General features: G+C 62.1%; 9 protein-coding genes. 5 read left to right on the top strand and 4 right to left on the bottom strand.

Annotated features, from left to right (window positions below; translation table 11 throughout):
- Window positions 1-62 precede the first annotated feature (62 nt).
- Genes rsmI through IPP95_11960 form a run of 3 tightly spaced genes read right to left on the bottom strand, consistent with a single transcriptional unit; the run spans window position 63 to window position 2736 of the window.
- The gene (rsmI, locus tag IPP95_11970; GenBank protein ID QQS71894.1) at window positions 63-749 is read right to left on the bottom strand and encodes a 16S rRNA (cytidine(1402)-2'-O)-methyltransferase; all 687 of its coding nucleotides are present in this window, start codon (window positions 747-749) and stop codon (window positions 63-65) included.
- Window positions 746-2014: a M28 family peptidase gene (locus IPP95_11965; protein QQS71893.1), complete on the bottom strand. Its 1269-nt coding sequence runs from the start codon at window positions 2012-2014 to the stop codon at window positions 746-748. Before IPP95_11965 ends, rsmI begins: the two co-directional genes overlap by 4 nt.
- On the bottom strand, window positions 2014-2736 hold the full coding sequence (locus IPP95_11960) for a hypothetical protein (protein ID QQS71892.1): 723 nt from the start codon (window positions 2734-2736) through the stop codon (window positions 2014-2016). Before IPP95_11960 ends, IPP95_11965 begins: the two co-directional genes overlap by 1 nt.
- Window positions 2737-2851: 115 nt before the next feature.
- Between IPP95_11960 and IPP95_11955 the strand changes: the two genes are divergently transcribed.
- On the top strand, window positions 2852-3460 hold the full coding sequence (locus tag IPP95_11955; GenBank protein ID QQS71891.1) for a thymidine kinase: 609 nt from the start codon (window positions 2852-2854) through the stop codon (window positions 3458-3460).
- Complete coding sequence (locus tag IPP95_11950; GenBank protein QQS71890.1) at window positions 3460-5916, top strand: bifunctional UDP-N-acetylmuramoyl-tripeptide:D-alanyl-D-alanine ligase/alanine racemase; 2457 nt, start codon at window positions 3460-3462, stop codon at window positions 5914-5916. Before IPP95_11955 ends, IPP95_11950 begins: the two co-directional genes overlap by 1 nt.
- Window positions 5917-6117: 201 nt before the next feature.
- Here the strand turns inward: IPP95_11950 and IPP95_11945 are convergent, their stop codons facing one another.
- The gene (locus IPP95_11945) at window positions 6118-6468 is read right to left on the bottom strand and encodes a hypothetical protein (protein QQS71889.1); all 351 of its coding nucleotides are present in this window, start codon (window positions 6466-6468) and stop codon (window positions 6118-6120) included.
- A gap of 242 nt (window positions 6469-6710) precedes the next feature.
- Between IPP95_11945 and IPP95_11940 the strand changes: the two genes are divergently transcribed.
- From IPP95_11940 to IPP95_11930, 3 genes are all read left to right on the top strand, one after another.
- Window positions 6711-7670, top strand: a complete 960-nt coding sequence (locus IPP95_11940; GenBank protein QQS71888.1) for a PHB depolymerase family esterase — start codon at window positions 6711-6713, stop codon at window positions 7668-7670.
- A gap of 100 nt (window positions 7671-7770) precedes the next feature.
- Window positions 7771-8910, top strand: a complete 1140-nt coding sequence (locus IPP95_11935; protein ID QQS71887.1) for a cystathionine gamma-synthase — start codon at window positions 7771-7773, stop codon at window positions 8908-8910.
- 101 nt (window positions 8911-9011) lie between these two features.
- Complete coding sequence (locus IPP95_11930) at window positions 9012-11123, top strand: T9SS type A sorting domain-containing protein (GenBank protein ID QQS71886.1); 2112 nt, start codon at window positions 9012-9014, stop codon at window positions 11121-11123.
- Window positions 11124-11191 lie beyond the last annotated feature (68 nt).

The following is an 11191-nucleotide window of genomic DNA, read 5'->3' as shown; positions in this document are numbered from 1 at the left end:
GAGCTTGGTGTGTCGACCTGCCGTGGACATGGTCGCACGTGCCTGTCGAACATGTCCACCACTCACGCCCCCGCCACGCACAACACGAATTCCCCCTTCGGCGGATGCACTTCAAAGTACGCGGCCAGCTCCGGCAGCGTGCCGCGCAAGGTCTCCTCGTGCAGCTTGGTGATCTCGCGTGAAATGCTGGCTTGGCGTTCCGCCCCAAAGGCTTCCGCCAATTCGTGCAGGGTGCGGACGATGCGGTGCGGGCTTTCGTAGAAGACCATCGTGCGCGGCTCGTTCACCAGCTCGGTGATACGCGTCCGGCGGCCCTTCTTCACCGGTAGAAAGCCTTCGAAGGTGAACCGGTCGCAGGGCAGGCCGCTGTTCACCAAGGCGGGAACGAAGGCCGTGGCGCCGGGAAGGCATTCCACGACGACGCCCTGCTTTACGGCAGCGCGCACCAGCAAAAATCCGGGGTCGCTGATCGCGGGCGTTCCCGCATCGGTGACCAGCGCAAAGCGCTCACCGGCCACCAAGCGCTCCACCAAGCGGTCCGTCACCTTGTGCTCGTTGTGCGCATGGAAAGCGATAAAGGGGCGGCTGATGCCGTAGTGCTGCAGCAGCCTCCCGCTCACGCGGGTGTCCTCGGCGATCACCGCGTCGGCTTCCTCCAGGATGCGCTTCGCGCGCAGGGTGATGTCCTCCAGATTGCCGATGGGCGTGGGCACTAAGAAGAGCCTTCCGCCCGCGCGCTCCACGCTCATTTCAAGGTACTGAGCAACGTGGCCAGGGTGCGGTAGAGCCCGTCGAACTTCGTGAGCGGCAATGTTTCCGGCCGGTCCATCACGTCGTGGTAATAGCTGACGCCGCCCATGGTGTAGATGAAGATGGCCGGTACGCCCTTCTGCACAAAGGGGCAGTGGTCGCTGTTGCACGCCGGTCCGCGCGACTTCACTTGCGGCAGGTCCTGGGTCTTTTCGTTGATCGCGACGAGCTGGTCGTAAATCCCCTGCTGTGCCGTGGCGTTCACCACGGTGATGCCTTCATCGCCTGTGCCGTTGAGGTCCAGATTGACGAGCATCTTGATGCGCGAAAGGTCGATCGGGCGATCCGCCACGAACCATTGGCTGCCTTTCAAGCCGGCCTCCTCAGCGGCGAAGGCCACGAAGAGGATGTTCGTCTTCGGGGGGTGTTTCTTAAACCATTCCGCGAGGCTGAGCAGCATGCTGACGCCGCTGGCATTGTCGTTCGCGCCGGGGAACAGGGCCTGCCCCATCATGCCGAGGTGGTCGTAGTGGGCCGTTACCAGTAGCCAGTCCTTGCTGCCGCCCTTGGCCTTGGCCACGCCCAGCACATTGCGCGCGGTGTGCCTTGGAATGAAGCGGTTCTGCACATGGATCGTTGCGGTGCGGGCGGAATCCGGCATCACGCCAGCGCGCATTTCGATCACCGCGTTGCGCGTCTGGGTTCCGGCCACGCTCCACGTCAGCTTCTCGCCGCCGATGCGGATCACGGGGACCGCCCGCGCCAGTTCGTTCTCCCAATCGTTGTACATCGCCAAGCTGTCCGCATCGGTGGTGTGCGGAAAATGCAGCACGGCGGCATTGCCGCTCACCACGCCCATGGTCACGGCCTTGCGCTCCGGAGTTGCCAGGTCGTTCACGCCGAGATGTATTAGGTCGTACTTCCCGTCCGCCGGGCCGGAGGCGGGATCCAGGAGGTAATCGATACCGGGCTGTAGCAAGGTGCCGTCAACGCTCAGTGCGATGGGGTCCGGAAAGCTGTTCACCGGGAATGTGAACGGCTCGAAATGCTTGTCGTTCAGCTTTTCAAGGCCGATCCGGTCGAACTGCTTGGCGATCCATTCCGCCGCGAGGCTGTCGCCGCCTTGCACGTAGCCGCGACCGTACATGGCGGGACCCGCAAGGGTGTCCACATATTGCTTCGCCTGATCCTTCACGGAAGGCATGTCCTGCGCGGCGAGCTTGCCGGCCAGGAGCAATGGCAGGATAAAAACAGGGATACGCATCAGCTGAATCGCCGTTGCAACAGGTCCGTGAACGTGGCGGCGACCTCCTCGCCCGGTGGCTTGGGCAGTTTGCCCGTTACCTCCGTGCGCATAAAAGCTTCGGCTTCCTCTTTGCTACCCATGCCGTTGATGGCGTCGATGGCCTTCTCATAGCGGTCGCGTTCTCCGCCGAAAAGCTCCGCGACAAACCAGAACTTCTGGCTCAACGCGATCGCCTTACGCAGGTCGGCAACAGGCGCGTGCTCCATCTTGTCGGCCACGCTGATCGGTTGTTCCTGCTTCTCCTTCACCGGGATGACCTTCGGCGGTTTGGGCTTGGGCTGTGCAGAAGGTTTAGGGGCCTCAGTGGCAGGCCTGGGAGGCGTCGCGGCCTCAGTGGTGGGCTTGGATACGGGAGGTGTCTCGGTCTCGGCGATCGCATCGATCAACGAGGTCTGGTGCGGTGACAGCTCTGCCGGGCGCGTGTCCAGACGGATCACGCTTTCCTTCACGTCCGCCTCAGCAATGGCTTCCTCCACGGTGGCCGGCCTTACCCCGGCGGTGTTCGCAGCTTCCTTCTTACCCGCGACCACAGCGGCTTCCCGCGCTTTGTGCCGCAGCACCACCAAGCGTTCATAGAGTGCCCGGGCATCCTCGGCGCATTGCTCGAGTTCGGGCAGGTCGAGCTTCCCCTCCCCCAACCGGCCGATGGCCTGTTGCAAGGAGCGGATCAGCTCGTTCATGCGTTCAAGTGCTTTTTGCTGGGGCATGTCGTGGGTTCCGGTGCGTGCGAATTTGGCTAAATTCGTGCCGCTTCCCAAATGGCTGCATCACAAGTCCGTCTAGCCTTTCTGTTACATGTTCCTGGAACACACCAGTGATCGCTCACGGAAGAAGGGCTGGATCGAGGTCGTTTGCGGCAGCATGTTCTCGGGAAAGACCGAGGAATTGATCCGCCGATTGCGCCGCGCGGAGTTCGCCAAACAGCGCGTGGGCATCTTCAAGCCCGGCACTGATACACGCTACCACGAGTCCGATGTGGTGAGCCACGACAAGCGTACCATCCCCAGCATCCCGGTGCGCGACAGTGCTGCACTGCTGCAACAGGCCGGCGATCTGGAAGTGGTGGGCATCGATGAGGCGCAGTTCTTCGATGAGCACCTGCCGCGTGTTTGCGAGCAACTCGCTTCACAAGGGGTGCGCGTGATCGTCGCCGGCCTCGATATGGACTTCCAAGGCCGCCCTTTCGGGCCGATGCCGCAACTGCTGGCCATCGCGGAATTCGTCACCAAGGTGCACGCGATATGTATGCGCTGCGGCGAGCTGGCCACCTTCAGCCACCGGACCAACGCCAGCGAACGCCTGATCCTGCTGGGCGAAACGGACAGCTATGAACCGCTGTGCCGCGACTGCTTCGATGCGGCCCGCGCGGAAAAGTCCGGAGCCAAGAACACCTTGTTCACGTGATGCCCGAAGGCAGGCTGCTGAGCCGGATCGCTGCGGCCACCGGGGGCGTGCTGCACGGCGCGGACCAACGCATCGACCATCTCAGTATCGACACGCGGCAGCCCTTCCCTGCGGAAGGCAGCCTCTTCATCGCCCTCACCGGCAAGCACCACGACGGGCATCGCTATATCGCGGAACTCCGGCAGCGCGGCGTACACGCCTTTCTGGTGCAACGCGGTGCCGTTCCCATGGCCGAAGGGGACAGCGTGATCGAGGTGGACGATACCCTGAAGGCCCTGCAGGACCTGGCCGCGTGGCACCGTGCGCAGTTCAAACTGCCCGTGATCGGCATCACCGGAAGCAATGGGAAGACCGTGGTGAAGGAATGGCTGAACCAGCTGCTCGCGGAAGAAGAGCGGATCGTGCGCAGCCCCGGAAGTTGGAACAGCCAAGTGGGCGTGCCGCTGAGTGTTTGGGAGATCAGTGAAGAAGATACCCTCGGTCTCTTCGAGGCGGGTATCAGCGAACCCGGTGAGATGCAAGCCCTTGCACGCATCATCGCGCCGGACATCGGGATCTTCACCAACATCGGCCCGGCGCACAGTGCTGGTTTCCCGAACGACACGGCCAAGGCTGAAGAGAAGGCGAAGCTCTTCCGCGACGCCAAGTCCGTGGTCTATTGCCGCGATCATGCCGACGTGCATGCCGCACTGGCGAAGTTGAACGGGCCAGCGTTACATGCATGGTCACGGAAGGAGGAGGCCTATCTGCGGATCCTGAAAGAGAACATCGAGGAAAGCGATACGCGCCTGTCGCTGCAATGCAATGGGAAGGAGTTCGATGTGCTGCTTCCTTTCACCGACGGCGCTTCGGTGGAGAACGCCCTGCACTGCATCACCCTGCTCTTCCTGTTGGGCCGCACCCCGGGAACCATCGCCGACCGCATGTACCATCTTCGCCCCGTGAGCATGCGCTTGGAGATGTTGCCGGGCATGAATAACGGCACCTTGCTGAACGACGCCTACAGCAACGACCTAGCCTCGCTCACCATCGCGCTCTCGCAATTGACCCGCATGGCCGTCGGCCGGCCGAAGACGGTCGTGCTATCGGACATCTCGGAAAGCGGTGAGGCACCGGCGCAGCTGTATGCACGGATCGCCGGGCTGCTCCGGGCCGCGCAGGTGGAACAACTGTTCGCGATCGGTCCAGGAATGCAGGAGCACGCGGCGCTTTTCTCCGACACCACACGCTTCTTCACCGATGCCGCACAATTGCTGCAGGCACTACCGGAGCCGCCCGTGGACGGAGCTGTGACCTTGGTGAAGGGCGCGCGCCGCTTCGAGCTGGAGCGCGTGGTGGAGCGCTGGGAGGAACGCACCCACGGCACCGTGATGGAGATCGACGTGGAGGCCCTGCGCCACAACCTGAACCACTATCGTGAGCTGTGCGGTCCGGACGTCCGCATCATGGCCATGGTGAAGGCGGGCGGCTATGGCAGCGGCGCGGCGGAACTGGCCCGCTTCTTCGCGCACGAGCAGGTGGCATGGCTCGGCGTAGCATACGCGGACGAGGGCATCGAGCTGCGCAGGCAGGGCATCCGAACGCCCGTGCTGGTGATGAACCCCGAGCCAGTGCCGATGGAAACGCTGCACCGCTATCACTTGGAGGCGGAGGTGTATGACGCCCGATCACTGAAGGCCGCGCTGGATTTCGCGGAGCATGTGCCCGACGCGCCGGCGGTCCACATCAAGCTGGACACCGGCATGCACCGCCTTGGCTTCATGCCGGAAGAAGTGCCCACCGTACTGGACGCGCTTCGCGGAACGAAGAAGCTGCACGTGGCCTCCATCCTCTCCCACTTGGCCGCCAGCGAAGACCCGCAGCACGATGCGTTCACGCGGGAACAGATCATGTTGTTCCGTTCGCTTTCCGCCACCATCACCGATGTGCTGGGCTATGCCCCGTTGTTGCACATCGCCAATTCCGCTGGAGTTACGCGCTTTCCCGAGGCCCGGTTCAACATGGTGCGGCTGGGGATCGGCCTGCACGGCATCGGGGCCGATGCCGGAGAGACGGCGTTGTTGCAACCCGTGGAAACGCTCCGCACGGTGATCGCACAGGTGAAGGAGATCCCCGCCGGGGACAGCATCAGCTATGGGCGCAAGACCCGTGTCACCGTGCCAACGCGCATCGCTGTGCTGCCCATCGGCTACGCGGACGGACTTTCACGACGACTTGGTGAAGGCCGTGGTCGCCTCTGGATACATGGCCAGGAGGCACGTTTTACAGGGGCGATCTGCATGGACATGTGCATGGTGGATGTCACCCACATCCCCTGCGCTGTGGGCGATGAAGCCATTCTCTTCTCCCCGGCACATCCTGTTCAGGAATACGCCCGCGACCTCGGCACGATACCTTACGAGGCGCTCACCTCCATCAGCCCGAGGGTGAAACGGGTGTTCGTGCATGGTGGATAGTTGGCGGTCCGGTATTGATCGGACGTCAGTTGTGTATGGTCAGGCTTGGAGAGCGTGGCTCCACCGTGGCCTCCGGAACGGAATACCGAGGTTCATGGGCCGATCAGCCCTCGAGTATCCGCTCACCAGTCCCTGACGCGGGCACTGAAGCGCTTCGTGTGGGCGAACAAGGTGGCAATATGCGGACTTCGGCACGTCCCCTCAATACGGCCAAGGAATGCCCATCTGGGTGGAGTCGCCGTTCGCGGAAGGTACCTTGGCGCAGGCCACCATGTTCCCGCCCGGACACTTGTTCCAGTGTACATCGACTTCATCGAGGTCCCGGCCAAAGCCGATGGACTCATCAATGGCCCGCGATCGCACTGCGAAATACATGGCACAGGTGCGTTGAACGATATCGAACGTCAAAGCATTCATTTCCACACCGGCCGAGTTCTTGTATACAATAACGGGGTCTTCCTGAAGCCGTACGCCCGATACAACATTACTATCCTGATCGCAAGCACAAGAACAGCACGCCGCAATGAACAACAAGGGGACAAGGCGATCCATGAGCATGATCAAGGTTACTGCCCTCGAGAGCGATTTCCTTCGAGATCGGGAGTCTTTAACAGAAGATCGGCACGGTTGCGTGCGCACATGCTCCCGATCCCGGACTTCGGGAAGAGGTTGCCATGAGGGTGCAAGGATCAAAGCAGCAACCTGGTGAAGCGGCGAAACCGGCCGGCCGGGTCATACCCGCGATGGTAGCTTGCACTACAAGGTCAACCTGCAACGTTGATGGGTCACTGGACATGCGCGTACTTCTTCTACTCTTTTTGATCTTCCTCCGCGCAGGCGGTGTTGCGGCACAAGGGCTGCAAGAGGTGGACGTTCCCGGCCCGAACCCCGGGAAGTTGCGGATGTTCGTCCTCCTGCCGCCGGCGGCCAACGAAGCCCGTGCCTCCCTTCCCATGGTGGTGGCTTTGCACGGCTGCGGACAAACAGCGGAGGAGCTGCTCGATATCAGCGGCTGGGGGAAGCTTGCGGACCTGCGCGGCTTCATCCTGCTCTGCCCGCAACAACGGGGCGTGAACAACATGGCGCAATGCTTCGACTGGTTCCGCTACCGCGATGCGCAAGGACCGGACGGAGAAGCGGCCTCCATCATGGCCATGGTGGGCCAGGCCATGCGCACCATGCCGGTGGATACGGGACGCGTGTTCGTATACGGTGTGTCCGCAGGAGCTGCCATGGCCGTGAACCTCTTGGTGGCCCACCCGGCCGTGTTCAAGGGCGGTGCGGTGATCGCGGGCGGCCCCTTCCTCGGTGATGTCAGTGCCTTCGCAGCGATGCGGACGATGATGGACCCGGTGGACCGGACCCCGGACGAATGGCGCGGGATCGTCGACCGGTCATTCCCCGGGATCACTGGGCCTTGGCCTCCATTGATCGTGATGCACGGCCTGAAGGACCATGTGGTGGACCCGCGCGCATCCGATGAGCTGGTCGACCAGTGGGCAGGACTGAACGGAATGGATACCACACCGGAGGAGGTGGCGAATGACCTGGGCGGCCATCCCGGGATCGCGCAGTACATCTATCGCGACAGTTCGGGCCGGGCGGCGGTCACCAGCTATGTGTTCAAGGACCTGGGCCATGCGCTGGCCATCGATGCGGGGGACGGCCCTTGCCAAGGCGGCAGCCCCGGACCCCGGTCCATCGATATCGGCTTCCACAGCACCTGCGTGATCGCGGACGGCTTCGGTCTCTGACAGGAAAAACCAAGGCCGGTCCCGCCCATGGCGCGTCGGAGCGTCGATCTCCCACTGGGAAAGACCTTGGATACCTTCGCGGCCCATTTCAAACCTTGCCATGCAATTTTCGACCAAGGCCGTACACGCCGGCGTGGAGCCCGACCCCTCCACCGGTGCCATCATGACCCCCATCTTCCAGACCAGCACCTATGTGCAGGCGGCACCGGGCGACCACAAGGGCTACGAATACAGCCGCACGCACAACCCCACACGCACGGCCTTGCAGAACGCGCTGGCGGAACTGGAGAACGGCAAGCACGGCCTCTGCTTCGCCTCCGGCATGGCGAGCATCGACGCGGTGGTGAAGCTGTTGAAGCCGGGTGATGAAGTAGTGAGCACCAATGACCTCTACGGCGGCACCTACCGCCTCTTCACCAAGATCTTCGAGCCGTTCGGCGTGAAGTTCACTTTCGTGGACATGGAGGATCCGGCCAACGTGGCTGCGGCCATTACGCCGAAGACCAAGTTGGTGTGGGTGGAAACACCGACGAACCCCACGTTGCGCATCGTGGACATCGCTGCCATTGCGAAACTCACAGCAGGGAAGGACATCCTACTGGCGGTGGACAACACCTTCGCCTCGCCCTATCTGCAGAACCCCATGGACCTGGGCGCGGACATCGTGATGCACTCGGTGACCAAGTTCCTCGGTGGCCACAGCGACGTGGTGATGGGCGCATTGATCGTGAACGACGATGACCTGGCCGAGCGCTTAGCGTTCATCCAGAACAGCTGCGGCGGCACGCCCGGTCCGCAGGATTGCTTCCTGGTGCTGCGCGGCCTGAAGACCCTGCACCTGCGCATGGAGCGGCACAGCACGAACGGTCGCGCCATCGCGGAATGGTTGGTGAAGCATCCCAAGGTGGGCAAGGTGTACTGGCCCGGCCTGGAAAGCCATGTGAACCACGACGTGGCCAAACGGCAAATGCGCGATTTCGGCGGCATGATGAGCTTTACGATAAAGGGTGACGAACAGGAGGATGCCATCAAATTCCTCAGTTCCTGTGAACTCTTCACCTTGGCGGAATCGCTTGGCGGCGTGGAATCCCTCATGGGGCATCCGGCCAGCATGACGCACGCCAGCATTCCCCGCGAGGTGCGCCTGAAGTCGGGCGTCACCGATTCGCTCATACGCCTCAGCGTGGGCGTGGAGGATGCCCAGGACCTCATCGCCGACCTGGAACAAGCACTGGGGTAGGAACCTCGCCCTACCGGTCCCTTGGAACCCAAGAGTGCCCTGCCGCTTGGTGGCCGAGCTTGGCCGGAAATGTCAGGGATCCCGTAAATTTGGGACAGACCATGAACATGAAAAATCTCTCCCGTATGTCCCGAAGTGCCTTTTCGCTATTGCTTTCCGCCCTTCTTCTCGGCCCCTTGGCCGCTTCCGCCCAAGAGTCCGGTTTCAGTTGTCGTGCGCACGACCTGAGCCTCATGGGCCCGTTGGTCAACAACGACCCCGTGCGCCTACAGGAGATCCAGACCGCTGCGGACAATTTGGAGCATTTCACCCAGGCCTGGCAGGCGGACGCTGCCCGGGGCGGTGGCACCAACTACATCATCCCGGTCGTGTTCCATATCATCCATGAGAACGGGCCGGAAAACATCAGCGACCTTCAGGTGTATGACGCGATCCGCGTGATGAACGAGGACTACAACAAGATGACCCCGGACTGGCAGGACGTGCAACCCGAGTTCCTCAGCTCGGTGGGCGATATCGGCATCACCTTTAAATTGGCCCAACTGGACCCGGACGGCAACTGCACCAATGGGATTACCCGTACGGTAAGCTCGTTGACCAATTCGGGCAACCAGCAGATGAAGAATTTGATCGACTGGCCCCGCAACCGGTACCTGAACATCTGGGTGGCCGCCAGCGCCGGAGGTGCGGCAGGTTACTCCATGTATCCCTCGGATGTGTCCGGCAGCTGGGGTGCGGCCGCGGACGGTATCGTGATCTTAAGCTCTTACGTGGGTGCCATCGGCACCAGCAGTCTCAACAACTCACACTCCCTGAGCCATGAGGCCGGCCATTGGTTGAACCTCAAGCATTGCTGGGGCGATTCGAACGATCCGGGCGTCACCTCCAATTGCAGTACCGACGACAACGTGTCGGATACGCCGAACACGATCGGTTGGACCTCCTGCAACCTCCGGGGCGCTAGTTGCGGGTCGGCATTGGACAACGTGGAGAACTTCATGGAATACTCCTATTGCTCCAAGATGTTCACCGATGGCCAGAAGAACCGCGTGCTGGCCGCGCTTAACAGCTCGACCGCCTCCCGCAACAACCTGTGGACCACCTCGAACTTGGCCCTCACCGGGGTATCCTTGGACCCGGTGATCTGTGCCGTGCAGTTCAATAGCACTGAGCGCGTGATCTGTGCCGGTGAGTCCGTCACGTTCACCGATGCCAGCTTCAACGGGGTTACCGAGCGGGACTGGACCTTCGAGGGCGGGACCCCGGCCACTTCCGATGCCGTTACCCCCGTGGTCACGTACGACACCCCCGGGCTTTTCAATGTCAGCCTTACCGTGGGCAATGGCAGCCAGAGCCAGAGCACTACCGAACAGCAATACGTGCGGGTGCTTCCATACGCCGGTATGGCGCTGCCTTTTGTGGAGGGTTTCGAGGCGGTGACCACGCTGCCTTCCAACGATTGGACGGTGAACGACAGTGAACTCGACGGAACATTCCAAGTGAGCTCGGCGGCGGCGTTCACGGGTTCAAAAAGTGTCCGCCTGCAAAACTCCTCCTCCACTACAGGCAACAAGGATGAATTGATCAGCACCACGATCGACATCACCACCGCCCCCCCCGTGGTGTTCAGCTTCCGCTATGCCTATGCCAAACGGTCCAGTGCCAACAACGACGTCCTGCGGGTGTATGCCAGTCGCGATTGCGGCGATACTTGGAGCCTTCGGCGCACATTGAGCGGGGATGCCTTGGTCACGGCGCCCATCACCACCGGCTCTTTTACGCCCAATGGCCCTGGCCAATGGGGGTATAATGAGACCTCGCCCATCGGCAGTCTGTTCATCGTCTCCAACCTGCGCTTCAAGTTCCTGTTCGAAAGTGACGGTGGCAACAACCTATGGATAGACGACATCAACATCACGGGATCCACCACAGCTGTGTCCGAGCTGGCCGGGGATGCGTCCAACACCCTGACGGTGGTGCCCAACCCGGCGCATGACCGCTCGGTGATCACGGCGCACCTGAAGGATGCCGGGCCGGTGAAGGTGGAACTGGTCGACCTGTTGGGCCGACCGGTGCGCACCATCGCGGAAGGGACCCGGCCCGCAGGCACGGCCCAATGGACGATGGACCTGAGCGGGCTGTCGGGAGGCATGTACTTCGTCCGCCTCCAACAACACGATGCAGTGCGCGTGGCGAAATTCACCAAGGAATGACAGCGACCCGCTGATCGCGGGCCATGTGCAATTGAAAAAGGCCCCGGTGATCCCCGGGCCTTTTTCAT

This window comes from Flavobacteriales bacterium (genome assembly GCA_016700415.1).
GTDB lineage: Bacteria > Bacteroidota > Bacteroidia > Flavobacteriales_F > PHOS-HE28 > PHOS-HE28.
Note: the sequence above shows the minus strand (reverse complement) of the source record. Positions and strands in the feature narration are given on the sequence as shown.

What these genes read in the sequence shown, in the direction of transcription:
- IPP95_11940 (QQS71888.1), top strand. Translation starts at nt 6,711, where the DNA reads ATGCGCGTACTTCTTCTACTCTTTTTGATCTTCCTCCGCGCAGGCGGT.
- IPP95_11930 (QQS71886.1), top strand. Translation starts at nt 9,012, where the DNA reads ATGAACATGAAAAATCTCTCCCGTATGTCCCGAAGTGCCTTTTCGCTA.
- IPP95_11950 (QQS71890.1), top strand. Translation starts at nt 3,460, where the DNA reads ATGCCCGAAGGCAGGCTGCTGAGCCGGATCGCTGCGGCCACCGGGGGC.
- IPP95_11960 (QQS71892.1), bottom strand. Translation starts at nt 2,736, where the DNA reads ATGAACGAGCTGATCCGCTCCTTGCAACAGGCCATCGGCCGGTTGGGG.
- IPP95_11965 (QQS71893.1), bottom strand. Translation starts at nt 2,014, where the DNA reads ATGCGTATCCCTGTTTTTATCCTGCCATTGCTCCTGGCCGGCAAGCTC.
- rsmI (QQS71894.1), bottom strand. Translation starts at nt 749, where the DNA reads ATGAGCGTGGAGCGCGCGGGCGGAAGGCTCTTCTTAGTGCCCACGCCC.
- IPP95_11945 (QQS71889.1), bottom strand. Translation starts at nt 6,468, where the DNA reads ATGGATCGCCTTGTCCCCTTGTTGTTCATTGCGGCGTGCTGTTCTTGT.
- IPP95_11935 (QQS71887.1), top strand. Translation starts at nt 7,771, where the DNA reads ATGCAATTTTCGACCAAGGCCGTACACGCCGGCGTGGAGCCCGACCCC.
- IPP95_11955 (QQS71891.1), top strand. Translation starts at nt 2,852, where the DNA reads ATGTTCCTGGAACACACCAGTGATCGCTCACGGAAGAAGGGCTGGATC.